The sequence below is a fragment of the Kitasatospora sp. NPDC038210 genome (assembly GCF_055600605.1).
The window spans coordinates 41,257-65,794 of sequence record NZ_JBVJYK010000015.1 but is presented as its reverse complement, the minus strand read 5'-3'; the positions used below and the strand labels follow the sequence as shown (position 1 = coordinate 65,794).

Annotated in this window: 22 protein-coding genes and 1 tRNA gene; 13 read left to right on the top strand and 10 right to left on the bottom strand. The window is 73.5% G+C overall.

Translation table 11 applies throughout. The annotated features are described in order from the left end of the window. Nucleotides 1-303 precede the first annotated feature (303 nt). Nucleotides 304-1,518 (top strand): low temperature requirement protein A, encoded by a 1,215-nt coding sequence (locus ACZ7KX_RS28045; protein ID WP_470328883.1) that lies wholly within the window; start codon nucleotides 304-306, stop codon nucleotides 1,516-1,518. Between the two features lie 63 nt (nucleotides 1,519-1,581). Here ACZ7KX_RS28045 and ACZ7KX_RS28040 read toward each other — a convergent pair whose 3' ends face one another. Then, nucleotides 1,582-2,556: a LysR family transcriptional regulator gene (locus tag ACZ7KX_RS28040; RefSeq protein ID WP_350521894.1), complete on the bottom strand. Its 975-nt coding sequence runs from the start codon at nucleotides 2,554-2,556 to the stop codon at nucleotides 1,582-1,584. 270 nt (nucleotides 2,557-2,826) lie between these two features. Between ACZ7KX_RS28040 and snpA (ACZ7KX_RS28035) the strand changes: the two genes are divergently transcribed. From snpA (ACZ7KX_RS28035) to ACZ7KX_RS28020, 4 genes are all read left to right on the top strand, one after another. Beyond that, nucleotides 2,827-3,498 (top strand): snapalysin, encoded by a 672-nt coding sequence (gene snpA, locus ACZ7KX_RS28035; RefSeq protein WP_470328882.1) that lies wholly within the window; start codon nucleotides 2,827-2,829, stop codon nucleotides 3,496-3,498. Nucleotides 3,499-3,800: 302 nt separating this feature from the next. Further along, nucleotides 3,801-4,424 (top strand): snapalysin, encoded by a 624-nt coding sequence (gene snpA, locus ACZ7KX_RS28030; protein WP_350628731.1) that lies wholly within the window; start codon nucleotides 3,801-3,803, stop codon nucleotides 4,422-4,424. Between the two features lie 182 nt (nucleotides 4,425-4,606). Next, on the top strand, nucleotides 4,607-5,266 hold the full coding sequence (locus ACZ7KX_RS28025; protein WP_470328881.1) for a pentapeptide repeat-containing protein: 660 nt from the start codon (nucleotides 4,607-4,609) through the stop codon (nucleotides 5,264-5,266). A 197-nt stretch (nucleotides 5,267-5,463) separates the two neighbouring features. After that, nucleotides 5,464-7,530, top strand: coding sequence for a phosphocholine-specific phospholipase C (locus ACZ7KX_RS28020; RefSeq protein WP_470328880.1), 2,067 nt, complete (start codon nucleotides 5,464-5,466; stop codon nucleotides 7,528-7,530). Nucleotides 7,531-7,594: 64 nt separating this feature from the next. Here ACZ7KX_RS28020 and ACZ7KX_RS28015 read toward each other — a convergent pair whose 3' ends face one another. The 3 genes from ACZ7KX_RS28015 to ACZ7KX_RS28005 all read right to left on the bottom strand — a co-directional run bounded on the left by ACZ7KX_RS28015 (nucleotide 7,595) and on the right by ACZ7KX_RS28005 (nucleotide 9,369). Next, nucleotides 7,595-8,239, bottom strand: coding sequence for a dihydrofolate reductase family protein (locus ACZ7KX_RS28015; protein WP_470328879.1), 645 nt, complete (start codon nucleotides 8,237-8,239; stop codon nucleotides 7,595-7,597). A gap of 102 nt (nucleotides 8,240-8,341) precedes the next feature. Further along, nucleotides 8,342-8,545: a DUF397 domain-containing protein gene (locus tag ACZ7KX_RS28010; protein WP_470328878.1), complete on the bottom strand. Its 204-nt coding sequence runs from the start codon at nucleotides 8,543-8,545 to the stop codon at nucleotides 8,342-8,344. Next, complete coding sequence (locus ACZ7KX_RS28005) at nucleotides 8,542-9,369, bottom strand: helix-turn-helix domain-containing protein (protein WP_470328877.1); 828 nt, start codon at nucleotides 9,367-9,369, stop codon at nucleotides 8,542-8,544. Before ACZ7KX_RS28005 ends, ACZ7KX_RS28010 begins: the two co-directional genes overlap by 4 nt. Before the next feature lie 131 nt (nucleotides 9,370-9,500). Between ACZ7KX_RS28005 and ACZ7KX_RS28000 the strand changes: the two genes are divergently transcribed. Genes ACZ7KX_RS28000 through ACZ7KX_RS27990 form a run of 3 tightly spaced genes read left to right on the top strand, consistent with a single transcriptional unit; the run spans nucleotide 9,501 to nucleotide 10,307 of the window. Further along, nucleotides 9,501-9,746, top strand: coding sequence for a hypothetical protein (locus ACZ7KX_RS28000; RefSeq protein ID WP_470328876.1), 246 nt, complete (start codon nucleotides 9,501-9,503; stop codon nucleotides 9,744-9,746). Nucleotides 9,747-9,753: 7 nt separating this feature from the next. Further along, the gene (locus tag ACZ7KX_RS27995) at nucleotides 9,754-9,966 is read left to right on the top strand and encodes a hypothetical protein (protein ID WP_470328875.1); all 213 of its coding nucleotides are present in this window, start codon (nucleotides 9,754-9,756) and stop codon (nucleotides 9,964-9,966) included. Continuing rightward, nucleotides 9,960-10,307 carry a hypothetical protein gene (locus tag ACZ7KX_RS27990; RefSeq protein ID WP_470328874.1) on the top strand — a complete coding sequence of 116 codons (348 nt, stop codon included), beginning with the start codon at nucleotides 9,960-9,962 and terminating at the stop codon, nucleotides 10,305-10,307. The genes ACZ7KX_RS27995 and ACZ7KX_RS27990 overlap by 7 nt, the downstream gene beginning before the upstream one ends. Before the next feature lie 17 nt (nucleotides 10,308-10,324). Here the strand turns inward: ACZ7KX_RS27990 and ACZ7KX_RS27985 are convergent, their stop codons facing one another. Then, nucleotides 10,325-11,131, bottom strand: coding sequence for a phosphoribosyl-dephospho-CoA transferase MdcG domain-containing protein (locus ACZ7KX_RS27985; RefSeq protein ID WP_470328873.1), 807 nt, complete (start codon nucleotides 11,129-11,131; stop codon nucleotides 10,325-10,327). A gap of 193 nt (nucleotides 11,132-11,324) precedes the next feature. Between ACZ7KX_RS27985 and ACZ7KX_RS27980 the strand changes: the two genes are divergently transcribed. Further along, a complete protein-coding gene (locus ACZ7KX_RS27980; RefSeq protein WP_470328872.1) occupies nucleotides 11,325-11,555 on the top strand; it encodes a hypothetical protein in 231 nt (76 codons plus the stop codon). 66 nt (nucleotides 11,556-11,621) lie between these two features. Here ACZ7KX_RS27980 and ACZ7KX_RS27975 read toward each other — a convergent pair whose 3' ends face one another. Next, the gene (locus tag ACZ7KX_RS27975; protein WP_470328871.1) at nucleotides 11,622-14,831 is read right to left on the bottom strand and encodes a S41 family peptidase; all 3,210 of its coding nucleotides are present in this window, start codon (nucleotides 14,829-14,831) and stop codon (nucleotides 11,622-11,624) included. Between the two features lie 213 nt (nucleotides 14,832-15,044). Between ACZ7KX_RS27975 and ACZ7KX_RS27970 the strand changes: the two genes are divergently transcribed. Then, entirely contained in the window at nucleotides 15,045-16,712 is a 1,668-nt protein-coding gene (locus tag ACZ7KX_RS27970; protein ID WP_470328870.1) for a chitinase, read from the top strand. An 86-nt stretch (nucleotides 16,713-16,798) separates the two neighbouring features. Then, a complete protein-coding gene (locus tag ACZ7KX_RS27965; protein ID WP_470328869.1) occupies nucleotides 16,799-17,986 on the top strand; it encodes an MFS transporter in 1,188 nt (395 codons plus the stop codon). Between the two features lie 31 nt (nucleotides 17,987-18,017). On the opposite strand, the gene ACZ7KX_RS27960 is transcribed toward ACZ7KX_RS27965, so the two are convergent. From ACZ7KX_RS27960 to ACZ7KX_RS27945, 4 genes are all read right to left on the bottom strand, one after another. Next, nucleotides 18,018-18,653, bottom strand: coding sequence for a DJ-1/PfpI family protein (locus tag ACZ7KX_RS27960; RefSeq protein WP_470328868.1), 636 nt, complete (start codon nucleotides 18,651-18,653; stop codon nucleotides 18,018-18,020). Then, nucleotides 18,653-19,624: a GlxA family transcriptional regulator gene (locus ACZ7KX_RS27955; RefSeq protein WP_470328867.1), complete on the bottom strand. Its 972-nt coding sequence runs from the start codon at nucleotides 19,622-19,624 to the stop codon at nucleotides 18,653-18,655. The genes ACZ7KX_RS27960 and ACZ7KX_RS27955 overlap by 1 nt, the downstream gene beginning before the upstream one ends. A gap of 184 nt (nucleotides 19,625-19,808) precedes the next feature. Continuing rightward, nucleotides 19,809-19,882, bottom strand: a tRNA-Lys gene (locus tag ACZ7KX_RS27950). Between the two features lie 66 nt (nucleotides 19,883-19,948). Beyond that, nucleotides 19,949-20,857 (bottom strand): NADP-dependent oxidoreductase, encoded by a 909-nt coding sequence (locus ACZ7KX_RS27945; RefSeq protein ID WP_470328866.1) that lies wholly within the window; start codon nucleotides 20,855-20,857, stop codon nucleotides 19,949-19,951. 169 nt (nucleotides 20,858-21,026) lie between these two features. Between ACZ7KX_RS27945 and ACZ7KX_RS27940 the strand changes: the two genes are divergently transcribed. Both ACZ7KX_RS27940 and pgi read left to right on the top strand, forming a co-directional pair. Continuing rightward, nucleotides 21,027-22,610: a Na+/H+ antiporter gene (locus ACZ7KX_RS27940; protein ID WP_470328865.1), complete on the top strand. Its 1,584-nt coding sequence runs from the start codon at nucleotides 21,027-21,029 to the stop codon at nucleotides 22,608-22,610. 199 nt (nucleotides 22,611-22,809) lie between these two features. Further along, nucleotides 22,810-24,471: a glucose-6-phosphate isomerase gene (gene pgi / locus ACZ7KX_RS27935; protein WP_470328864.1), complete on the top strand. Its 1,662-nt coding sequence runs from the start codon at nucleotides 22,810-22,812 to the stop codon at nucleotides 24,469-24,471. Nucleotides 24,472-24,538: the final 67 nt, after the last annotated feature.

Here is a 24,538-nt window from a genome sequence, read left to right as displayed (position 1 = left end):
CCGCAGGGCCCGCGCTCTTCCGACCGGGGATGAATCTAGCGGCGCCCCGGCCCCTCGCGGTGCATCACGCGGGGCGCGTCCGGAAACCCGCCGAGCTGTCACCCACTTCGCGCACCGGTGCGTCAACTACGGCTGACGGCAAGGGAAGAAAGGGGCATTCGGGTTCTTCGCCGGCGGGGTGCGGCGGGTCCCGGCAGGGGCGCACCACCCGGCGCACGCGCCGTGCCGGTGCGTGCGCCGGGCCCGGGGCGCTGTCAGGATGCGCGGGGACGATCCGCCCCTCCCGACCCCGGAGCAGCCCCGATGGCCAGTGATCCCGCCGCCCCGGCACCCCGCGCGCACCACGTCGACCCGCCGCCGGTGCGCCGGATGGTCCCGCGCGACCGCCACGAGCCGCACCGGGTCGCCACCCCGCTGGAGCTCTTCTTCGACCTCTGCTTCGTGGTCGCGGTCGGCCAGGCCGGGCGCGAACTGGCCCACTCCCTCGCGGCCGGGCACTACGGCGACGGCCTGCGCGGCTACACCCTCGCCTTCTTCGCGATCTGGTGGGCCTGGATGAACTTCACCTGGTTCGCCTCGGCGTACGACTGCGACGACGTGCCGTACCGGATCACCACACTGGTCCAGATCGCCGGGGTGCTGATCCTCGCCGCCGGGGTTCCGCGGCTGTTCGCCACCCAGGACCTGACCCTGGCGATCACCGGGTACGTGGTGATGCGCCTCGCGATGGTCACCCAGTGGCTGCGCGCGGCGGCCGGCGAGCAGGGGGAGGCCCGCCGGGTCGCGCTGCGGTACGCGGTGGGGATCACGATCTGCCAGATCGGCTGGGTGGTGGTGGTGTTCCTGCCGCAGGACGTCCGGCCGTACGTCATCCCGATCGGCGTGCTGTGCGAGCTGGCGGTCCCGGTGATCGCGGAGCTGCGGATGCAGACCTCCTGGCACCCGCACCACATCTCCGAGCGGTACGGACTGTTCACCCTCATCGTGCTCGGCGAGACGGTCGCGGCGGCGACCGTCGCGGTCCAGTCGGCGGTGGACGAGCACGAGGAGCTGGGCCGGCTGGTGCCGGTGGCGGTCGGCGGTCTGCTGATCTGCTTCGCCGCCTGGTGGATCTACTTCGCCCGGCCCGTCCACGAGCACCTGCGATCCAACCGGCAGGCCTTCGCCTGGGGTTACGGGCACTACGTGGTGTTCGCCTCGGCGGCGGCGATCGGCGCCGGACTGGAGGTGGCGGTGGAGTCGGCGGTGCACAAGGCGGAGATCTCCGACACCGCCGCGACCGCGACGGTCACCGTGCCCACCGCGGTCTACCTGGTCACGGTCTGGTTCCTGCACTCCCGGCACACCAAGCGCGGCGCGGTCGCCCAGGCGGTGGCGCCGGTCGGGGCCGCGCTGGTGCTGGCCTGTACCGCGTTCGGCGGCCCGGGAGTGCTGGCGGCTGGCCTGGTCTGCGCGCTGATGGTGGCGGCGGGCGTGCTGATCCACGGCCGGGAGAGCAGGATCGCCGGGGTGTCCTGACTCCGCCGCGGCGGAGTCCCGGCCCGGACCCCGGGGGTGTCCCGACTCCGCCCCGGGGGCGTCCTAGCTCCGCCCCAGCAGGACGGGTTCGTGCCGTGACAGCCAGGCCAGGTAGGCCGGGTTGACCTTGGCCAGGTCCAGGTAGGCGGCGCGCAGTTCGCCGTACAGCGCGTCCAGCGCGGGCGGGCTGAGCGCGCGCGGCCGCCAGGTGAACAGCAGCCGGACGGCCAACGGGTCCCCGTGCACCGGGCGGACGACCGTGCCGGGCCCCGGCGGGGAGGTCGGCTGACAGGGACGGACGGCCTCGCCGGAGGCGACCAACTCGGCGGCGGTCGCGTTGTCCCGCACCTGCAGCACGCGGGGGTTGAGCCCGGCCCCGCTGAACACCCGGCGCATCGCCGCGTACTCGTGGTCGGCGGTCGGGTCGACCATCCAGGTGTCCTCGGCGAGGTCGGTGAGGCGGACGACCTGGCGGGCCGCCGCCGGGTGCCCCGCGGCGAGCTCGACGTACTGCGGCTCGCGCGCCATCAGCACCCGCTGCTCGGCGTCCGGCGGCACCCGCAGCGGGAAGCCCTCGCTCTCGTGCACGAAGGCCACGTCCAGCTGGTCGGCGGCGACCATCCGCAGCAGCGCGCTGGCCGAAACGTCGACGTGGATCGTGGTGTCGGTGTCCGGCAGCCGCTCGTGCACCCGGCGCAGCCAGGCCGCGACCGCGCGGCTGCCGACGCTGCCGATGCGCAGTCGCCGGTGCCGGCCGGACCCCGTCGCGTCGCGGGCCTCCTGGCGGGCGGCGGCCACCAGCGCGGCCATTTCGGTGATCACCGGCCTGGCCCGGGAGAGCACCGAGTGGCCGAGCGGGGTGGGCCTGCTGCCGGTCTGCTCGCGGGTGAACAGGGTTCCGCCGATGGCCCGTTCGATGCGGTGCAGCTGGGTGGTGAGGGAGGGCTGGGTCATGCCGAGCTGGAGCGCGGCCTTGCGGAGGCTGCCGCTGTCGGCGATCGCGCACAGCACCCGGAGGTGTCTCACGTCGAGCTCCACGTTCCGGAGCATAGACGCCTCCGCGCCGGATCGCCAAGGACATGACAGGCAGTCAAGGGTGCCTCGACGGAACGTGTGACGGGTCCCGGCAGGTATGCGGCGGTGCTATCGCCGGTTGACATCATCCGCGACCGGCCCGGGCTGTCCGAAGCTCGGGGGCAGCAACCCGCCGCGGCCACCGGCCCCGGCGGTCCCCCACCGCGCGCCGCCGCCGTGCCCGGCCCCCACCGGTCCCGGCGGGGCGGCGCACCGCGAACCCGGAGCCCCCACATGAAGCGATCCGTGCTGTCCGCCGCCCTGGGCCTCGCCCTCGCGGCCGGCCTCGCGACCCTGCCCGCCACCGCCGCCGTCGCCGCGCCGGCCGCACCCGCGACCCCGGCTGCCCCGGCCGTCCAGGGCTACACCCCGGCCACGTACGCCGGTTCGGCCGCGGAGGCCGCGAACAACCGGGCCTTCTTCCGGGCCGTGGTGGCCTCGGTCGAGGCCAAGCGGGCCGCGAACCCCTGGCTGCGGACCGTCACCATCACCTACGACACCGCCAACGCGCCCTCCTTCGCCGACCAGATAGCCGGCGCCGCACGGATCTGGAACGGCTCGGTGCGCAACGTGCAGCTCCAGGAGACCGGCGGCAACGGCGACTTCTCGTACTACGAGGGCAGCGACAGCCGGGGCTCCTACGCCAGCACCGACGGCCACGGCCACGGCTACGTCTTCCTCGACTACCAGCAGAACCAGGAGTACGACTCGCTGCGGGTGACCGCCCACGAGACCGGGCACGTGCTCGGCCTGCCCGACGACTACTCCGGCCCGTGCAGCGAGCTGATGTCCGGCGGCGGCCCCGGCCCCTCCTGCACCAACCCCTATCCCGACGCCAGCGAGCGCAGCCAGGTCGACGACCTCTGGGCGAACGGTCTTGCGGCAGCGAACAAGGCTGCCCGGTAGAGGAGTTCGGGCGCGGCGGGCCGCTCGGCCGGAATCAAGCGGCCCGCCGCTCCGGGTACTTCCCCGCCTCGGAGCCTAGCCGCCACCGGAACGGAATGCCAGGGGCACGGTTGAGTCAAGACGAGGAAAAGACGGCTCAAATCGGCCGTGCCCCAGGGGTATTGCACCGAGCTATCGCGGGTTGACATCATCCGCGCGCCCGCCGGGCTGTCCGAAGCTCTGGGGACATCACCCGTTGACCAGGTGTCCCCCAGGGCCGGCCCCCAACCGGCCACGACACCACAGGAACCGGAGACCCCCACATGAAGCGATCCGTGCTGTCCGCCACCCTCGGCCTGGCCCTCGCGGCCGGCCTCGCCGTGCTGCCCGCCACCGCCGCGGCCGCCGCCCCGGCCGCCCCGGCCACGCAGGGCTACACCGCCTCGACGTACGCCGGTTCGGCCGCCGAGACCGCGGACAACCAGGCCTTCTTCCAGGCCGTGATGGCCTCCGCGAAGGCCAAGCAGGCCGCCAACCCGGGCCTGGCGACCGTCGTGGTGACCTACGACGCCAGCTCCGCCCCGACCTTCCGCAACCAGATATCCCAGGCCGCGCAGATCTGGAACAGCTCGGTCGGCAACGTCCAGCTGCGGTCCGGTTCGGCCGCCGACTTCCGCTACTACGAGGGCAACGACAGCCGGGGCTCCTACGCCAGCACCGACGGGCACGGGCGCGGCTACATCTTCCTCGACTACCAGCAGAACCGGCAGTACAACTCGGTGCGGGTGACCGCCCACGAGACCGGGCACGTGCTCGGCCTGCCGGACCACTACTCCGGCCCGTGCAGCGAGCTGATGTCGGGCGGCGGCCCCGGCACCTCCTGCACCAACCCCTACCCGAACAGCACCGAGCGCAGCCGCGTCAACTCCCTCTGGGCGCGCGGCTGATCCACCGGACACCCCCGGGCCGGCCGCACACCGCTGCGGCCGGCCCGGGGCGTCGCGCTCCCGGCTGCCGCCGCTGCCACTGACGGCGGCGGTGGCGGCGGTGGCGTGTGGCGGCGGGACTGTCGGTGCCGCGTGCGAGCATGCGGGCGAGACCCCTCCGCCCCCGATCGCAAGGTGCCGCCATGACCCGCTCCGTCCCCGACCGGCTCGACGACCTCCCGTACGCCGAACTGCTGCGCCCGCACGCCGGGCCGCTGCGCAGCGACGAGCGGTACGACACCGTGCACTTCGACGGCGGCGAGCACACCGACGAGTCCGTCGCCGGGGCGGCCTTCCTGGAATGCGCCTTCACCGGCGTCGCGCTCAGCGGGGTCAAGCTGCGCCAGGCCCGGTTCAACGAGGTCTGGGTGCAGGCCGGCCGCTGGGTGGCCTGCGACCTCAGCGAAACCGAGTGGCAGGACAGCTCGTTCGTCGGCGGCGTGCTGGCCGGGGTCGCCGGGTACGGTTCGGCGCTGCGCCGGGTGGTCTTCCGCGGCTGCAAGCTGGAGGCGGTCAACCTGCGGTCGGCCGTGCTGCGGGACGTCGTCTTCGAGGACTGCCTGCTGCGCGACGTGGACTTCGGCGAGGCGAAGCTGACCTCGGTGTGCTTCCCCGGCTCGACGCTGGAGGAGGTCCGGCTGCGCGGGGCGACGCTGAGCAAGACCGACCTGCGCGGGGCCGTCCGGCTCGGGCTGGCCGACGGGCACCAGGGGCTGCGCGGCGCGGTGATCAGCTCCACCCAGCTGCTGGAGCTGGCGCCGCAGTTCGCCCAGGCGCTGGGGATCGACGTCAAGGACCGCTGACCGGGCCCCCTCCGTCCCTCCCCGGCGTTTCCGTCCCGCGTTCAGCCCGGCGTCGCTCGGTGACCGCAGGACGAACAGTCCGCCAAACCTGGTGCACGCATCTGGTGGCCCGCTCCGCACGCGGTGGAGACTGCTTCGCGATCGATGAGCCCCGACTTGTGTACACAACATCGCCAGCGAAGGGACGGGCCGGGCTGATGGCCGAGCTGAGTCGTAGGAAGTTCGTCACGCTCTCCGGGGCGGCCGCCGCAGGTCTCGCCGTGGCCGGCACCGGTGCCGCGGGCGCCGCCCCGGGCGCTCCCGCGGTGGCCTCCACCACCACGCTGCGGCAGAGCGGCACCATCGGCGACGTGCAGCACGTGGTGATCCTCATGCAGGAGAACCGCAGCTTCGACCACTACTTCGGCACGCTGCGCGGCGTGCGCGGCTTCGCCGACCGCAGCGCGATCCAGATCGCCGGCGGCTACAGCGTCTTCAACCAGCCCAACGGCCTGTTCAGCCGCCAGTACCCGTGGCAGTTCAGCCAGACCAAGCCGGCCGGCGGCGCCGACCCGGAGCGCCTCGCCCAGTGCAACGGCGACCTCAGCCACGGCTGGAGCGACCAGCACAGCGCGTGGAACAGCGGCAAGATGGACAACTGGGTCTCCGCCAAGGGCAACGTGCGCACGCTCGGCTTCCTCACCCGCCAGGACATCCCGTTCCACTACGCGCTGGCCGAGAACTGGACCATCTGCGACGCCTACCACTGCTCGGTGCTGAGCGCGACCGGCCCCAACCGCACCTACCACTGGTCCGGCCAGATCGACCCGTCCGGCGCCGCCGGCGGCCCGGCCTACGACGGCGGCGACGAGAAGGGCCTGCGCTGGCAGACCTTCGCCGAGGCCCTGGAGAACGCCGGGGTCAGCTGGAAGGTCTACCAGAACGCCGCCGACAACTACGGCGACAACGCCCTCGCCTACTTCAACCAGTTCTCCGGCGCTGCGGCGGGCAGCCCGCTGGCCGTCAAGGGCATGGGCTCGGTGCCCAAGGTCACCGGAAGGACCCCGGACGACATCGCCGCCGCGATCAAGGCCGACGTGCTGGCGGGCACCCTCCCGCAGGTCTCCTGGATCGTCCCCGACCAGGCCTCCTCGGAGCACCCGTACGCCACCCCGGCCGACGGCGCGCACTTCGTCCACATGGTGATCGACGCGCTCAACGCGGACCCGAACGTCTTCAACTCGTCCGTCCTGTTCATCAACTACGACGAGAACGACGGCTTCTTCGACCACGTGCCGCCGCCGGTCGCCCCGGCCGGCACTCCGGGCGAGTTCTACAACGGCACCAACATCGGCCTCGGCTTCCGCGTCCCGATGATCGCGGTCTCGCCCTGGACCCGCGGCGGCTGGGTCAACTCCGAGACCTTCGACCACACCTCGGTGCTGCGCTTCCTGGAGGTCTGGACGGCCGCCCTCGGCAGGCCCGCCACCAGCCCGAACATCAGCGACTGGCGCCGGCGCGTCTGCGGCGACCTCACCAGCGTGTTCGACTTCGCCAACCCGGTGTACGGCCTGCCGGCGCTGCCCGACACCTCGCAGACCATCGGCCTGTCCGCCTGCGGCCCGCTGCCCAACCCGGCCCCGGTGAACAACCAGCTGCCGTTGCAGGAGTCCGGCACCCGCCCGGCCCGCGCCCTGCCGTACCAGCCGAACGCCAACCTGGACCACCTGGAGTTCGGCTCGGGCGGGGTGATGAAGGTCTGGATCGCCATGGCCAACGGCGGTTCCAAGTCCTCGCACTTCGCCGCCTACGCCAACGCCTACCGCAGTGGCGGCCCCTGGCAGTACACCGTCGACCCGGGCGGCAGCACCAGCGACTTCTTCAACTGCGGCACCGGCTTCGGCGGCGGCCCCTACGACCTGTCGGTGGTCGGCCCCAACCGCTTCCTGCGCCGCTTCAAGGGCGACGCGACGAAGGCGGGCAAGAACGCGGCGGTCACCGCCTCGTACGCGGTGGAGTCCGGCACCGGCAAGCTGGCCCTCTGGTTCAAGCTCACCAACAGCGGCAGCACGCCGATGACCTTCACCATCGCCCCCAACAACTACCGGACGGACGGCCCCTGGACGTACCAGGTCCCGGCCGGCGGCAACGTCAGCGACTACTTCAACGCCGTCGCCTACACCAACGGCTGGTACGACTTCACCGTCACGGTGGACGCCGACAGCAGCTGGTCGCAGCGCTTCACCGGCCACCTGGAGACCGGCGCGGCCAGCATCAGCGGCTGACGGCCGCTCCCTGCGCACGGCTCACGGGCCCCACGACCCGCCGTCGGGTCGTGGGGCCCTCGCGTCACCTGCGCCAGAACAGGTGGTGCGTGACGCCGCTCGGGCTGGGCACGACCTCCAGGTGGAACCGGTCGAGCAGCTCCTCGGGGGACTCCCAGAGCCGCAGTCCGGACCCGAGCTCCACCGGTGAGACGGCGATGTGCAGGGTGTCGACGAGGTCGGCGGCGAGGAACTGCCGGATCGTGGTGACACCGCCGCCGAGTCGGACGTCCTTGCCCCGCGCCGCCGTCCGCGCGCGTTCGAGGACGGCGGCCGGGTCGCCGCCGACGAAGTGGAAGGTGGTGTCGGAGAGCGTGATCGACGGACGCACGTGGTGGGTCATGACGAACACCGGAGTGCGGAACGGGGGCTCGTCACCCCACCAGCCACGCCACTCGTGGTCCTGCCAGGGCCCGCGCTGCGGCCCGAACTTGTTGCGGCCCATGATCTCGGCACCGATGCTGCGGGCGAAGTCCCGGGTGAAGTAGTCGTCCAGACCCCGGCTGCCCCCGGGATCGGTGCGCATCGGCCAGCTCGCGGTGGCCCCGGCCCAGGCGAACAGCCGCTCGGGGCCGTCGAGGCCGAACGGCCGCTCCAGACTCTGGTGCTCACCGGCACCGATGCCGTCACTGGAGACGTTGAAGTTCATCACTCTGAGCAGTTGGTCCACGGGTTCCTCGTCAGGTCCGGTCGCGTCCTCGTACGGCGGGGCGCCGCACACCCCGTCGTCGGAGCGGACGCGGCCGGATTGACATCGGCCCGCGAGGGTTTTTCAGAGCGCGCCGAACTCGCCGGATCGGACGGCGGAGACGAAGGACTGCCAGGCCTCGGCGGGGAAAACGAGGGCCGGCCCGGCGGGGTCCTTGGAGTCGCGGACGGGGACGGTGTCGGACGCGACCAGGTTCCCCGCGACCTCGACGCAGTTGCCCCCATTGCTGCTGTACGAAGACTTGAACCACTGAGGCTCGGCGGTCACGGCAGGTCCTCTCGTAGCTGGCTGATCAGGGCCACGGACTCGGCTTGTGAGAGAGCCAGGGCCTGCAGCTGATAGTAGGCCGTGAGCATCGGCGGCACCGCGCCGCTGTCTCGTTCCAGGTGCCCTTGGTGCGCCGATTCCGCGTAGGACATCAGCGATCGGTCCGGCAGGGTCAGGATGTTCACCGGCAGGTCAAACGCTCGTTCCTCGCCGAGGGCGAACGGAGCCACCTGGAGAACGGTGTTGGGCATCCGGGCGAAGGCGATGAGCTCTTCGAGCTGGGCGGCCATGGTGGCGTCCCCGCCGACCGGCCGCCGGAGGCAGCTCTCGTCCAGAACGGCGTGGATCAGTGGCGGGGATTCTCGGCGCAGGTTGGACTGTCGCCGTGCGAGATAGGTGACCCGCTCCTCGGCCTGGTCCTCCGTGATACTGCCTCGCCGGACCGCGCCCGCCGCAATGGCCCGTGCGTAGGCCACGGTTTGGAGCAGTCCCGGCACGATGCCCAGGTCGAACAGCCTCAGCTCCACCGCCTTGGACTCGTGCGCGACGTACTCCGGGAAGCCTTCGAGGATGGTCGACGACTTGAGATCGCGCGACTTGCGGACAAATACGTTCTCGAATCCAAACGCCTTGTCAAGTTCGCGTGCCAGACGAGCGGTTGGAGGGCGGCGACCAGTTTCCACGGCCGATACATGCGTCGGCGAGTAGCCGATGGCATGTGCCAGTTCATCCTGGGTCCACCCCCGTGCCTCCCGTGCGCTGCGGACATCTGAGCCGAACTTGGCGGCAGGAGACGAATCAGGGTCCAGTTCAACCTTGTTCATGGGTGTCGATTCCATCTCCCCAAGCAGATCCGACAGGTTGAAGACCTCCTCACTCTAGACCACAGTTGGCATCTCTGAGTAGTCATATGGCTACGGAAGGGAGTTGGCTCGTGACGCGCAGGACGTCTCCCGTGGGGCCGCCGCCTTACTGCCCGCAGGTGGGCGAGCTGGTCAAGGACGTGACGACCGATCAGGACGTCGTCTACATGGACACCCGGGGCGGGCTCGCCTACGTGCGGCCGGTGGGCGGCGGGCTGGAGCGGACCGTCGATCCCGCCCGGATCCACCCGCTCCCGGGCGGGCCGACGGTGGTCCTCCGCCTCGTCCCCGCCAAGCGGCGCGGCCGACCCCGCGTCGACACCGAGGGCGCCGCGTGAGCCGCCGATGACCAGCCCGACCTGTCCCGCGCCGAACTGCTGCTCGCCGGTCGACGTGCTCGGCGACGCCACCGAGGCCGGCCGCACGTGGAACTGCCCGGAGTGCGGCCGGTGGGGCGTCGCCTGGTCTCCGGCCTACCTGGCGAACCAGCCCTTCGAGGAGCCCCTGATCGCCCTCGGCCGCCGCCTCCGCTTCCGGAGGAGGGACGAACCGTGCTGACGATCTCCTTCCTCGGCCGCACGGTCCTCGGCCTGATCCGTGAACCCCGCAGCACCTGGTCCTGGGTCTGGGGCGGGTACCTCCGGTTCGCCGCGCCGGTCCTGTGGTTCAGTCCCGAACGCCGTCGCGCGGTCGCGGCCGCAGCGCGGATGCTCGCGGAGGAGCGGCAGCTCCGAGAGGCGTGCCGCGAGGCCACCCGGGACGCGCTCCTCGCCGAGTTGCGGGAGGCAACGGAACGGCTCCGCCGGGCCGCGGCACGGTACGCCGCGGCCCGGGAGCTCGCTGCGGTGCCCCGCCGCCGTCGGCCTCCCGCGTCCCGGCCGCCCAACCGGCCCGACTGACGGGGCGGCCCGGCGGCTCACGCGTACGGGCCCCGGGGAAACCACGGGTCGTGGACCTCCCGGGGCCCGTACGGCGTCAGCAGGGTGAGGGTGTGCACGCCCGCCGCGTACTCGGCCAGCTGCACCGAGCCGTGCCGGGTCTCCAGCTCGGCCTGCACGGGCACCGGCAGCTTGGTGAGCGCGCGCCGCAGCTGCAGCGCGTCGCGCCGGCTGATCGGCTGCGGGGAGCGCAGCACCAGCCGGAGCGGGCTCAACGGGCCGGACACCGGCACCCCGCTGCCCAGTTCGTAGCCGACCGCGCCGATCGGACCCCAGGGCATCCGGTGGTCCGCCACCAGCCGGCCGACTTCCGGCAGCAGCGCCAGCGCCGGGATCCCGGTGAGCCGTTCGGGGGACAGCCGCTCGCGCCGCTCGGCCAGCTGCTCGGGCCGCAGCGTCCGGGCCACCGCCGCCCAGGGCGCCAGCGCGTCCAGCCGCTGCCCGTGACGCGGGCCGCGCACGGTGACCGGGAACCAGAGTTCGGGCGCGGCCTCGGGGTCCCGGGTGCAGCGCTGCGGGTGCGGCAGGTCCGCCGGGTTGCCGACCACCGCGGGCGCCCGGCCGACCGTCACCCAGGGGTGTGCCCGCAGCACAGCGCGCGCCCAGTCCGGCAGCTCGCCGCCCGCGAGGGGCCGCAACGAGCTGGGGCACTGCATCAACAGGAGGTCGTGCGCGCCGGGCAGCCGCCCGTCCAGCGCGGCCAGCGGGCCGACCCGGCGGCGCGGTCCGTCGTGCGGGTCCTCGGCGGTGCGCCGGGCGTGGCTTCCGGAATGTACGACGGTCACAGCGGGCTCCAACGGTGGCGTCAGTTCGGCCGACGGCTCCACCCTCCGCCCGGCGCGCACCGCCCCGCTACGGCCGTTGGGCGCGTTCACCAGGGACCAAGGGCTCAACCGGGGCCCGAGGTGCGTCGGCCCGGTCACGGTGTGAGAGTGGGGGCAGCCCGGTAGTCCGACGTTCCCCTCCGGAGGAGGAGTCATGGGCATCTTCGACAGGTTGTTCCACCGGCCGCCGCACCACGAGGCCACCGGCGAGGACGCCGCCCAGCGGGCCGCCCTCGCCCACGACGAGGCCGCGGACGCGTTCGGTGACGACGTCGAGCGGAGCAGGGACACGCAGGAGCGGATGGCCCGGGAACGGATCTCCCAGGAGGAGGCCGACCGGCGCGCCGCCGAGAACATGACGGCCGAAGGCGACCCCTGGGACTGAGACCGCCCGCCGGCCACCGCCCCCGCCGGCCACCGCCCACGTGCCGGTCACTGCCGCCCCCGCTGGTCACCGCTCCCGCGGTGGCAGCGGCGGGCGCCGCAGGTCCGGCCGGGCCGTGGACTCCGGCGGGGGCACCGCGGCGGGCGCGTCCTCCAGCAGGTCCAGGGCCAGCTGGACGGCGGTGACCAGCTCGGGGTGGCGCCCCCGGGCCCAGTCCCGCGGGGTGCGCAGCACGTGCACGTCCGGTTCGACGCCGTGGTTCTCCACCGACCAGCCGAGGCCGCCGTCGAACCAGGAGGCGTTCTTCGGCACCGAGATCTGCGTGCCGTCGCCGAGGGTGTGCCGCCCGGACATCCCGACCACGCCGCCCCAGGTGCGGTTGCCGATCACCGGGCCGAGCCCGAGCAGCTTGATCGCCGCGATGATGACGTCCCCGTCCGAGCTGGTCGCCTCGTCCGCGAGGGCCACCAGCGGGCCGCGCAGGGCGTGCCGCGGCCACCGGACCGGTTGGCGGTCCCGGGTGAAGTCCCAGGCCAGGACGTGTCGGGTGAGCTTCTCCAGGACCAGTTCGGAGACGTTGCCGCCGGCGTTGCCGCGGACGTCCAGCACCAGCGCGGGCTTGTCCAGTTCGCGCCGCAGGTCCCGGTTGAACTGCGCCCAGCCGGAGCCGCCGAGGTCCGGGATGTGCAGGTAGCCGCACCGCCCGTCGCTGAACTCCCGCACCAGGGAACGGCGTTTGGCCACCCAGTCCTGGTAGCGGATGGGCCGTTCGTCGGTCAGCGGGGTGACCGCGATCCGCCGCACCGGGCCGTCCGGGCCGCTGCGCAGGGCGAGTTCCACGGTGGTGCCGCCGGTGCCGGCCAGCAGCGGGAGCGGTCCGCGCACCGGGTCCAGCGGGCGTCCGCCGATCGAGAGCAGTTCGTCGCCGTCGCGCACGCCCTGGGCGGCCAGTGGGGCGCGGGCACGCGGGTCGGAGGACTCGCCGGGCAGCACCCGGTCGACCAGCCAGCGCCCGTCGGGCGTGCGGTGGGCGTTGGCACCGAGCAGGCCGAGCGGCTGCTGGCCGAGCGAGGGCCCCTCGGCGCGCCGGGACGGGGTGACGTAGGCGTGCGAGGTGCCCAGTTCGCCGAGGAGTTCGCGCAGCAGGTCGGCGAAGTCGTCGGGTGAGCAGACGCGGTCCAGCAGCGGCTCGTACTGGGCGACCAGCGCCGGCCAGTCCAGGCCGGACATCCGCTCGTCCCAGAACTGGTCCCGGACGATCCGGGCGGCCTCGTGGTAGGCCTGGCGCCATTCGGCGGCCGGGTGCACGGTGTGGGTGATCCGGCGCAGGTCGACGGCGGTGCCGGCGGAGGGGGCGGTGACCGGGACGACCCGCAGCGTCCCGGCCGAGTAGACGGCGATCGAGCCGCCGTCGCCGGAGACGGCGTAGCCGTCGAGCTTGTCCGCCAACGTGCTGCGGCTGCCCCGGGCCAGGTCGAAGTACTCCAGCGAGGGGCGGCCCGAGGTGTCCTCCGGGCTGGCGAAGGTCTGCCCGAGGGTGCCGGCGATCGGCCAGCGCAGCCAGACCAGGCCGCCCCGCACCGCGTCGGTGGCCGAGTACTTGGAGGCGATCACCGGGAACTGCAGCAGCCGGTCGCCGATGCCCGCGGGCTCGACCCGGACGGTGCCGTCGCCGCCGCCGTCCCCGCGCGGGGCGCCGTCCTCGACCGGTGCCGAGAACGGCGAGGGCGTGTCTGCGGTGAGCGGGACGAGGTACGGGCGGCAGCCGACCGGGAAGGAGAGGTCGCCGGTGTGCACGTCGTGGACCGGGTCGAAGCCGCGCCAGGAGAGGAAGGCCAGGTAGCGGCCGTCCCGGGTGAACACCGGCTGCTCGTCCTCGAAGCGGCCGTCGGTGACCTCGGTGACGGGGGCGGGCGCCTCGGTGCGGGTGAGCCGGATCCGGCGCAGCGAGCGCCCGGCGACCGGCTGGGACCAGGTGATCCAGTGCGAGTCGGGGGAGAAGCGGGCGCTGGAGACCGGGCCGTACTCGGAGGCGGCCAGCTCGCGCACCTCGCCGTCGGCGGCGGAGACCAGCAGCAGCCGCCCGTCCGAGGCGACGGCGGCGAGGCGGCTGCCGTCGGGGGAGGCGGTGAGCTCCAGGACGCGGCCGAGCCGGCCGGAGGCGAGGATCCGGTGGCGGTGCTTCTCCGCGCCCTCGTGCCCGGGCAGCGGCATCACCTCGATCGCGTCGGCGCCCTTCGCGTCGGTGACCCAGGCCGCCTCGCCGGTGTGCCCGAGCACCACCGGCAGCCGGGTCCGCACCCCCGGGGTGTCGGCGAGTGCGCGGGCCGGACCGTCCTTGTGGGTGAGCCAGTACTGGCTGCCGCGCACGGTGATCACCCCGGCCCGGCCGGTCTGGTCGCAGGCGAGGTCCTTGACCTGGGAGGCGGCGCCGACCTGGTACGGGCGGCGGCCGGCCCGGGCGCCGCCGAGCGGGACGGGCAGCCGGCGCGGGGCGGGGGCGTCCAGGCCGTCCAGCAGCCAGAGGTCGCCGGCGTGCTGGTAGACGATGCGGGTGCCGTCGGTGGCGGCCTCGCGGGCGTAGTAGGAGGCGTGGTCGGTGTGCCGGCGCAGGTCGGTGCCGTCCGGGCGGCAGGAGTAGAGGTTGCCGATGCCCTCGTGGTCGGAGAGGAAGGCCACCCGCCCGGCGACCGGCATCGGGGCGGCGAGGTGCCCGGTGTGTGCGGGCAGGATCTGCTCGCCGTCCGCCCAGAGCCGGCCGACGGCTCCGCCCCGGTAGCGCTTCCAGGCGGCCGGGTCGTGCGGGGCGGCGCCGGTGAGCAGGACGGTCCGCTCGCGGCTCATCTGGGCGTCGCCGACCGGGCCCCAGGGCATCCGGCGGCCGGGGGAGCCGTCCGGCGGCAGGGCGTGGGCCCAGGTGTAGTGGCCGAAGGGCTCGTGGAAGGAGGTGACGGCGAGCACCTCGCCGTCCGGCAGCCAGCCGCGCACCCGGGTGTCCTGGCTGCCCCAGAAGCTGAGCCGGCGGGCCTCGCCGCCGTCGACGGGTGCGGTCCACACCTCGGGGGTGAGGCTCAGCCAGCTGGTCCAGGCGAGGGTGGTGCCGTCGGGGGAGAACCGGGGGTGGCTGACCCGGGTGCGGTCGCAGGTGACCCGCCAGGCCCGGCCGGTGACGGCGCCGTCGGTGTCCAGCGGGGCGATCCAGACGTCGTCCTCGGCGGTGAAGGTGAGCAGGCCGCCGTGCAGGTGGGGGTGGCGGAGGTAGCCGGGCGGGGTCACCCCTCCATCCTTCGACGGGGTGTCACACCCGGCAACCGGAAGGGGACCGGGGAAGGCGTCAGGACCGGTCTGGACCATTGACAGGGCATCGGCGGATCCACTTCAGTGGTCTAGTCCAACTAGGGTGCCAGGCCGGGCCGCTCCCCCCACTGGCGCGTGCACCGGCGTGCCCTCGGACGTCCCCCACGACCGCGCCATCGCAGGAGCACCCGCATGCGCAGAACCCTGAGAAACGGCCTCGCCGCCGGCACCGCCTCCGCCGTCGCCGCTGCCACCCTGGTCGGCATCACCCTGGGCCTGGCGCCCACCGCCTCGGCCGGCGAGTTCCTGGTCAACGGCGGTTTCGAGTCCGGCTCGCTCGGCCCCTGGAGCTGCTCCGGCGGCACCGGCAGCGTCGTCTCCGGCCCGGTGCACGGCGGCAGCCGCGCGCTCGCCGGCGCGGCCACGGCCGGCGACACCGCCCAGTGCAGCCAGACCGTCACCGTCACCCCCGGCACCACCTACACGCTCAGCGCGTACGTCAACGGCTCGTACGTCTACCTGGGCGTCGACGGCGGCGGCCCCAGCACCTGGACGCCCGGCACCGGCGGCTCGTACCAGAAGCTCAGCCTCAGCTTCACCGCCGGCGCCACCCAGACCAGCGCCACCGTCTACACCCACGGCTGGTACGGCCAGGGCACCTACTACGCGGACGACGTGTCGCTCGACGGCCCGGGCACGCCCAGCCCGACGCCCACCGCGACGCCCACCGCGACGCCGACTCCGACGCCCACCGCGACCGCCTCGCCGACCGCGACGCCGACCGCGACGCCGACGGGCACGCCCACCGGTACCCCCACGGGCACGCCGACCAGCCCGCCCGCCGGCAGCCACGCCCTGGTCGGCTACCTGCACGCCAGTTTCGCCAACGGTGCCGGCTACACCCGGATGGCGGACGTCCCGAACTCCTGGGACTTCATCGACCTCTCCTTCGGCGAGCCCACCTCCGTCACCTCCGGCGACATCCGGTTCAACCGCTGCCCGGTGACCGAGTGCCCGACCGTGGAGTCCGACGCCGACTTCAAGGCCGCCATCGCCGCCAAGCGCGCCCAGGGCAAGAAGGTGCTGATCTCGATCGGCGGCCAGAACGGCCAGGTCCAGCTGACCACCGCCGCCGCCCGGGACACCTTCGTCAGCTCGGTCTCGGCGATCATCGACAAGTGGGGCCTGGACGGCCTGGACATCGACTTCGAGGGCCACTCGCTCTCCCTCGCCGCCGGCGACACCGACTTCAGGAACCCGACCACCCCGGTCATCGTCAACCTGATCTCCGCGCTGAAGACCCTGAAGGCCAAGTACGGCCCCGGCTTCGTGCTGACCATGGCGCCGGAGACCTTCTTCGTCCAACTCGGCTACCAGTACTACGGATCCGGGCCCTGGGGCGGCCAGGACCCGCGGGCCGGGGCGTACCTGCCGGTCATCCACGCGCTGCGCGACGACCTCACCCTGCTGCACGTCCAGGACTACAACTCGGGCTCCGTCATGGGCCTGGACAACCAGTACCACTCCATGGGCGGCGCCGACTTCCACGTCGCGATGACCGACATGCTGCTCAAGGGCTTCCCGGTGGCGGGCAACGCGAACAACGTGTTCCCGCCGCTGCCCGCCTCGAAGGTCGCCATCGGCATGCCGGCCACCACCAACGCGGGCAACGGCTACGTCGCCCCCGCCGAGGTGGACAAGGCGCTGGACTGCCTCACCAGGCTCGCCAACTGCGGCGCGTACGTGCCGCGTTCGGGTGCCCAGCCGAACCTGCGCGGGCTGATGACCTGGTCGATCAACTGGGACCGGTTCGGCGGCGGGGAGTTCTCCAGGAACTTCGACGGCTACTTCGGCCGCTGACCCGACGGCCACGGTCGGCCGCTGACCCGAGGACCACGGGACCGTGCTTGAACCTGACACCGGTGTGAGGTTCGAGCATGGTCCCCATGGCGACCACACAGCTCCCGGCTCCCGCACCCCACCGGCCCTTCCCGCTCCCCTCCCTGCTCGCCCTGGCGACCGCCGTCTTCGTCACCGCGCTCACCGAGACCCTGCCCGCCGGGGTGCTGCCCGGCATGGGGGAGTCCCTCGGCGTCGGCGAGTCGGCGGCCGGGCAGACCGTCACCGTGTACGCGATCGGCACCGCCGTCACCGCGATCCCGCTCACCGCGGCCACCGCCGGGCTGGGCCGAAAGCGGCTGCTGCTCGCCGCGATGGGCGGCTTCGCGCTGGCCAACACGGTGACCGCGGTCTCCGGCAGCTACCCGCTCACGCTGGCCGCCCGCTTCCTCGCGGGCGTCGCGGCCGGCCTCGCCTGGGCGGTGCTGGCCGGGTACGCCCGCCGGCTGGTGCCGGTCGGGCAGCAGGGCCGGGCGATGGCCGTCGCGATGGCGGGTGTGCCGGTGGCGCTGTCGCTCGGAGTGCCGATCGGCACCTTCGTCGGCCGGATATCCGCCTGGTGGGTGCCGTTCCTGGCCATGACGGCACTGGCGGTGGGCGTGGTCGGCTGGATCGCGGTGCTGCTGCCCGACCAGCCCGGACAGCCGGACGGCGAGCGCTCGCCCGTCCGGCGCGCGCTCGCCGTGCCCGGCGTGGCGCCGGTGCTCACCGTCACGGTGCTCTTCGTGCTCGCGCACACCGTCCTGTTCACCTACATCGCGCCCCTGCTCGACCGGGCCGGCCTCGGCGGCGCCACCGGCACCGTGCTGCTGGTCTTCGGGCTGGCCTCGCTGGCGAGCATCTGGCTCACCGGTGCCCACATCCACCGCCGGCTGCGGCAGTTGACGATCGGCGGCGCGCTGCTGGTCGCGGTGACGGCGGGCGCCCTCGCGGTGCGGTCCGGCAGCGCGCCGGCGGTGTACCTCGCGGCGCTGCTCTGGGGCCTGGGCTGGGGCGGCGCCCCCACCCTGCTGCAGACCGCCCTCGGCGACGCGGGCGGGGAGCACGCGGACGCCGCCCAGTCCGTGCTGGTGACCCTGTGGAACGTCGCGATGGCGTCCGGCGGGGTGGTCGGCGGCGTCGTCCTGGGCGCATTCGGCACCGCCGCCCTGCCCTGGACGGTCCTCGCGCTGATGCTCCCCGTCCTCGCCGTGGTCGTCGGCGCCCGTCGCCACGCCTTCCCCCCGGTCCGGTAGGCCCCCGGCGTCGGGCCGCAGGCCTGGGGTCCTAGCGGAGCAGCAGCCGGTTCGACAGCAGCTCGGCCACCAGCTCGGGCGGGGCCGCGGCGGTCGAGCCCGCCGAGTACGGCGGCTGCGGGTCGTACTCGATGACCAGCTGGATCGCCTCCGCCACTCGGTCGCCGGCCAGCCGGCCGGTCAGCGTCAGCGCCAGGTCGATCCCGGCCGAGACGCCGGCCGCGGTCGCGTACTTGCCGTCGACCACGACCCGCTCCGTCCCGGTCGGCTCCGCACCGAAGCGGGGCAGCTGGTCCAGGCAGCACCAGTGCGAGGTGGCCCGGCGCCCCTCCAGCAGCCCGGCGGCGGCCAGGATCAGCGAGCCCGAGCAGACCGAGGTGGTCCAGGTGGTGGTCGCGTCCACGGCGCGCACCCACTCCAGCACGGCGGGATCGGTCAGCCGGGCCTCCGTTCCGGGCCCGCCGGGCACGAGCAGCACGTCGGCCGAGTCAACCTCGTCCAGTGCGGCGTCGGCGGTGAGCGCCAGGCTCCGCATGTCGGTGCGCACCGGCCCGCGCCGGGCGGCGGTGAACACCACCTCGGAGCCGGGGATCCGGGACAGCACCTCGTACGGGCCGACCGCGTCCAGCGCGGTGAAGTCGTCGTACAGCAGGATGGCGGTGCGCATCAGTGTCCTCCGTGGTGACTCGGGTGGAAGCGGCGTCGGTACTCGGCGGGCGGTGCGGCCAGCACCCGGACGAAGGCGCGCCGCATCGCCTCCGGGGTGCCGTAGCCGCAGCGGCGGGCGATCTCCTCGATGCCGTCGTCGGTGTCCTCCAGCCGACGCCGGGCGGCCTCCAGCCGGACGCCGTCCACGTACCGGCCCGGGGTCACCCCGACCTCGGCGGTGAAGGCGCGGGCGAAGTGCCGCGGCGACAGCGCCGAGCGGCGGGCCAGCGCCTCGACCGAGAGGTCGGCCTCCGGGTGCTCGGCGATCCAGCGCTGGACCTCGCGCAGCGGCTGCCGGGCCGCCACCTGGGCGGCCAGCTGGGTGCTGAACTGGGCCTGGTTGCCCGGGCGGCGCAGGAAGACCACCAGGTGACGGGCGATCAGCAGTGCCGTCTCCCGGCCGAGGTCCTCCTCGACCAGGGCGAGCGCCAGGTCGATCCCGGCGGTGACGCCGGCCGAGGTGGCGATTCGCCCGTCCCGGACGTGGATCGGGTCCGGGTCCACCTCGACGTCAGGGAAGCGCCGGGCGAGTTCCTCGCAGTACGCCCAGTGCGTGGTCGCCCGGCGCCCGGCCAGCAGTCCGGCCTCGGCGAGCAGGAAGGCCCCGGTGCACACCGACACCACCCGTTCGGCCCGTCCGGCCAGCTCCCGGATCCGCGCCACCAGTGCGCCGTCCGGGTGCTCGGCGCCCGTCCCGCCGGGGACCAGCAGGGTGTGCACCGGCCCGACCTCGGCGAGGTCCGCGTCCGGCAGCAGCCGCAGCCCGCCGGTGCTGCGCACCGGCTGCCCGCCCGGCGAGGCGGTGACCACCCGGTACGCCCCCGGCTGCCCGGAGGCGGCGCCGGCGCCCGTGAACACCTCCACGGGGCCGGTCACGTCGAGGCTCTGCACGCCCTCGTAGAGGAGGACCAGCACGCTGCGCGCTCTCATGCGGCCAGCCTGTCAGCGGGCCGTGGTGGCAGCAATGACCTGATTCCCACCTTTCCTGCCACCCCTCCCGAGTGGCCCGTTGCCCCGGCCCCGGCCCCGGCCCCGGCCCTGGAACCGGCAACGGCGACGCCCCCGGAAACGCCGGAAGGCCCTTCGCTCTCGCGAAGGGCCTTCCGGCTGTCTGTGCGCCGCCAGGGACTCGAACCCCGGACCCGCTGATTAAGAGTCAGCTGCTCTAACCAACTGAGCTAGCGGCGCTTGCTGACGTGGAGAACATTACCTGGTCAGCGGCCGAATCACACAATCGGCCCGGGCGGCCCCCGCTCAGGCGGTCAGCACCACCTTGCCCCGGACGTGGCCGGTGCCGACCAGCCGGTGGGCCTCGGCCGCCTTCTCCAGCGGGAGCGCCTCGGCGATCTCCAGCCGCAGCCCGCCCGCCTCCCACAGCCGGACCAGCTCGGCCAGCCGGGCGGCCGTGCGCTGGGTGCGCAGCGGCCGGACGCCCAGCCGGCCGGCGCCCTCGAAGTCGACAACCGTCCCGATCCGGTCCCGGTCGGCGACCAGCTCGACCGAGGCCTCCAGCGCGCCCCGTCCGGCGGCGTCGAAGGCGGCGGTCACCCCCTGCGGTGCGACCGCCCGGACCCGCTCGACCAGCCCCTCCCCGTACGCGACCGGGATCGCGCCCAGCTCGCGCAGGTACCCGTGGTTGCGCTCGCTCGCGGTGCCGACCACGGTGGCGCCCCAGGTGCGGGCCAGCTGGACGGCCACCGTGCCGACCCCGCCCGAGGCGCCGTGCACCAGAACGGTGTCGCCGGCGCCGACCCCGAGCAGGGCGAGCGCCGTGTGCGCGGTCTGGCCGGAGGCGGAGAGGGAGCCGGCCTGCTCCCAGGGCATCCCCGCGGGCTTGGCCACCAGCTGGTCGGCGGCCACCGTGACCAGTTCGGCGTGGCTGTCCAGCAGCCGGAACCCCAGCACCTCGTCGCCGACCCGCCAGTCCCCGCTGTCGGGCCCCAGCCGGTCCACCACCCCGGCGAACTCGTTGCCGAGGACGAACGGCGGTTCGACCGTCAGCCCCGGCGGCCGGAACCCCTCCCGGACCGCCAGGTCCACCGGCTGCACCCCGGCCGCGTACACCCGCACCCGCACCTCGCCCGGGCCCGGCTCCGGATCGGGCACCACCCGGACCCGCAGGACCTCCGGACCGCCGGACTCCGTGACGACGACCGCCTTCATGTCTGCTCCCGCCCCTCGACCGTTCGACCGCTCTCGTCGACCGGTGCCGATCCTTCAACCTGAAGCGTGCTTGAGGTCAAGCCGTCGTACGGTGTGCCTTCACGGATGGGCGCATTGTCAGATTTATCCTGGCGGCGCTCAGCCGTCCGCCGTCGAGAGGAACCTTCCCGTGGGCCAGCTGCCCCTGTTCTTCCTGGTGCTGCTCGCCTCCGTGGTCACCATGCCGCTCGGACGCAGGACGGGCGTGCCGCAGCCGGTCCTGATGACGCTGCTCGGCATCGTCATGGCGCTCGTCCCGCAGATCCCGGACGTCACCATCGAGCCCGAGCTGATCCTCCCGCTGGTCCTGCCGCCGCTGATCTTCGCCGTCGCCCGACGCTCCTCGGTGCGCTACTTCAAGGCCAACATCCGATCGATCCTGCTGCTGGCCGTCGCCCTGGTGGTGGTCACCACCGCCGTGGTGGCCAGTACGGTGCACTGGCTGCTGCCCGCCCTGCCGATCGCCGCCGCGATCGCGGTCGGCGCGCTGGTCTCCCCGCCCGACCCGGTCGCCGCCGTCGCGGTGGCCGGCAGCGTCGGCCTGCCCCGCCGCCTGGTGTCGATCCTGGAGAGCGAGGGCCTGTTCAACGACGTCACCGCGATCGTCATCTACTCGCTGGCCATCGAGGCCGTGGTCAGCGGCGACTTCTCGGTCGGCCACGCGGTGCTGCGCTTCGTCCTGTCCGCGGTGCTGGCCGTGGTCGTCGGCGTCGCGCTCGGCTGGATCAACGCCAAGCTCGCCGAGCGCCTGGACGACCCGACCCAGCAGGTCGCGCTCAACCTGCTGGTCCCGTTCGCCGCCTACACCATCGCCGAGGAGATCCACGGCTCCGGCGTGCTCGCCGTCGTGGTCTGCGCGCTCTACCTCGCCGAGCGGGCCTCCGACGCCGACGCCGTCTCCTACCGGCTGGTCGGCAACGCCTTCTGGGAGGTGGTCGAGATCCTGATCACCGGCGTCGCCTTCGGGCTGATCGGCCTGGAGCTGGCCACCGTGCTCAAGGAGGCGGGCCGCGGCTGGACCGGCTTCATCGGCGACGCCGCCGTGGTGATCGCGGTCGTCGTGGTGGTCCGGCTGCTGTGGCTGCTGCCGGCCGGCTGGGTGTCCCGGCGGCTGCGCAGCGGCGACGACGAGGACACCCCGTTCAGCTGGAAGGAGAGCGTGGTCCTCTGGTGGTCCGGCATGCGCGGCGTGGCCACCGTCGCGCTGGCGCTCGCCATCCCGCTCACCCTGCACTCCGGAGCGGACTTCCCCGAGCGCGGACGGCTGGTCTTCATCGCCTTCAGCGTGGTGCTCTTCACCCTGCTGGTGCAGGGCCTGACCCTGCCCTGGGTGGCCAAGCGGCTCCGGCTGGACATCGACCAGGACAAGCACGAGCAGGCCGTCCGTCAGCTCTGGTGGCGGGCCGCCAAGGCCGGGCTCACCCGGCTCGGCGAACTGGAGGAGCAGGACCGGCTGCCCGCCGAGGTCGCCGACCGGCTGCGGGACCGTCAGCACGACCGGCTGGCCCGGCTCTGCCCGGAGAACTACGCCGAGGAGGAGGCCGCCGAGGCCAAGCTGCGCCTGTCGCAGTGGCGGGCCGCCCGGGAGGTCGAGCAGGAGATGATCGCCGCGTCCCGCCGCGAGATGCTCGTCGCCCGCAGCGAGCTGGGTGCCGACCCGGAGCTGGTCGACCAGGTGCTGCGCGGGCTCGACCTGCGCTCGGAACGGAAGTGACGGCGGGCCGGGCCGCTCCGAGGTGACGGGTTGTCCGCCGCCGGGCGGAATGTGCGCGACCGCCCCCGAGGTTGCATAGGCTGAGCCCGGGCAGGCCGTCAACGGAGTCGGCGCACCACCAGTACCCGCACGACCTCGCGAAGAACCCTCACGCCTGGCCCTGCCGGTTTCTGCACCCAGATGAATCGAGGACCCACCGATGTCGGAGACCCGCGCCGACGCCCGCACCCCGCTGGACCGCACCCCGCAGTGGGGCGCCCTGGCCAAGCACCGGGCCGAACTGGGCGACACCCACCTGCGCGAGCTGTTCGCCGCCGACCCGGAGCGCGGCCGCCGCCTCACCCTGCAGGTCGGCGACCTGCACGTGGACTACGCCAAGCACCTGGTCACCGACGAGACGCTGGAGCTGCTGCGCGACCTCGCCGCGGCCACCGGCGTCGCCGAGCTGCGGGACGCGATGTTCCGCGGCGAGAAGATCAACAACACCGAGCACCGCGCCGTCCTGCACACCGCCCTGCGCGCCCCGCGCGGCGCCGTGATCGAGGTCGACGGCGAGAACGTGGTGCCCGTCGTGCACGCCGTCCTCGACAAGATGGCCGCCTTCGCCGAGCGGGTCCGCAGCGGCGAGTGGAAGGGCTTCACCGGCAAGCCGATCCGCGCCGTCGTCAACATCGGCATCGGCGGCTCCGACCTCGGCCCGGCGATGGCCTACGAGGTGCTCCGCTCGTACACCGAGCGCGACCTCGACGTCCGCTTCGTCTCCAACGTGGACGGCGCCGACCTGCACGAGGCGGTCCGCGACCTCGACCCGGCCGAGACGCTGTTCATCGTCGCCTCGAAGACCTTCACCACCATCGAGACCATCACCAACGCGGTCTCCGCCCGCGACTGGCTGCTCGGCGGCCTGGGCGGCGACCCCGCGGCGGTGGCCAAGCACTTCGTCGCGCTGTCCACCAACGCCCGGGGCGTGCAGGACTTCGGCATCGACACCGCCAACATGTTCGAGTTCTGGGACTGGGTCGGCGGCCGCTACTCCTACGACTCGGCGATCGGCCTCTCGCTGATGATCGCCATCGGACCGGACGCCTTCCGCGAGATGCTGGACGGCTTCCACCTGGTCGACGAGCACTTCCGCACCGCCCCGGCGGAGCAGAACGTCCCGCTGCTGCTCGGCCTGCTGGGCGTCTGGTACGGCGCGTTCTTCGACGCCCAGGCGCACGCGGTGCTGCCGTACTCGCACTACCTGTCCAAGTTCACCGCCTACCTGCAGCAGCTGGACATGGAGTCCAACGGCAAGTCGGTGACCCGCGACGGCACCCCGGTGGACTGGCAGACCGGCCCGGTGGTCTGGGGCACCCCCGGCACCAACGGCCAGCACGCCTACTACCAGCTGCTGCACCAGGGCACCAAGGTGATCCCGGCCGACTTCATCGGCTTCGCGAAGCCGGTCGCCGACCTGCTCCCGGGCCTGGTCGCCCAGCACGACCTGCTGCTGGCCAACTTCTTCGCGCAGACCCAGGCGCTGGCCTTCGGCAAGACCCCCGAGGAGGTCGCGGCCGAGGGCGTGCCCGCCGAACTCGTCCCGCACAAGACCTTCAAGGGCAACCACCCGACCACCACGATCCTGGCCGGCGAACTGACCCCGTCGGTGCTCGGCCAGCTGGTCGCGCTGTACGAGCACAAGGTGTTCGTCCAGGGCGCGATCTGGAACATCGACTCCTTCGACCAGTGGGGCGTCGAGCTGGGCAAGGTGCTCGCCAAGCGGATCGAGCCGGTGCTGCTCACGGGTGAGGGCGCCGAGCAGCTCGACAGTTCCACCGCCGAGCTGGTCGCCCGCTACCGCGCGCTGCGCGGCCGCTGAGCCCCGGCCGGGCCGTCCGCTCCGGCGGGCGGCCCGGCCGACCTGCTTCCCGGGGGCTCCGGTTCCG

Bases quoted from the DNA above. Each gene is read 5' to 3' on its own strand.
- ACZ7KX_RS27945 (WP_470328866.1), bottom strand. From the start codon at position 20,857: ATGAAGGCGGTCGTCGTCACGGAGTCCGGCGGTCCGGAGGTCCTGCGG.
- ACZ7KX_RS27995 (WP_470328875.1), top strand. From the start codon at position 9,754: ATGACCAGCCCGACCTGTCCCGCGCCGAACTGCTGCTCGCCGGTCGAC.
- snpA (WP_350628731.1), top strand. From the start codon at position 3,801: ATGAAGCGATCCGTGCTGTCCGCCACCCTCGGCCTGGCCCTCGCGGCC.
- ACZ7KX_RS28045 (WP_470328883.1), top strand. From the start codon at position 304: ATGGCCAGTGATCCCGCCGCCCCGGCACCCCGCGCGCACCACGTCGAC.
- ACZ7KX_RS28020 (WP_470328880.1), top strand. From the start codon at position 5,464: ATGGCCGAGCTGAGTCGTAGGAAGTTCGTCACGCTCTCCGGGGCGGCC.
- ACZ7KX_RS27955 (WP_470328867.1), bottom strand. From the start codon at position 19,624: ATGAGAGCGCGCAGCGTGCTGGTCCTCCTCTACGAGGGCGTGCAGAGC.
- ACZ7KX_RS28025 (WP_470328881.1), top strand. From the start codon at position 4,607: ATGACCCGCTCCGTCCCCGACCGGCTCGACGACCTCCCGTACGCCGAA.
- snpA (WP_470328882.1), top strand. From the start codon at position 2,827: ATGAAGCGATCCGTGCTGTCCGCCGCCCTGGGCCTCGCCCTCGCGGCC.
- ACZ7KX_RS27960 (WP_470328868.1), bottom strand. From the start codon at position 18,653: ATGCGCACCGCCATCCTGCTGTACGACGACTTCACCGCGCTGGACGCG.
- pgi (WP_470328864.1), top strand. From the start codon at position 22,810: ATGTCGGAGACCCGCGCCGACGCCCGCACCCCGCTGGACCGCACCCCG.
- ACZ7KX_RS27970 (WP_470328870.1), top strand. From the start codon at position 15,045: ATGCGCAGAACCCTGAGAAACGGCCTCGCCGCCGGCACCGCCTCCGCC.
- ACZ7KX_RS28005 (WP_470328877.1), bottom strand. From the start codon at position 9,369: ATGAACAAGGTTGAACTGGACCCTGATTCGTCTCCTGCCGCCAAGTTC.
- ACZ7KX_RS27965 (WP_470328869.1), top strand. From the start codon at position 16,799: ATGGCGACCACACAGCTCCCGGCTCCCGCACCCCACCGGCCCTTCCCG.
- ACZ7KX_RS27980 (WP_470328872.1), top strand. From the start codon at position 11,325: ATGGGCATCTTCGACAGGTTGTTCCACCGGCCGCCGCACCACGAGGCC.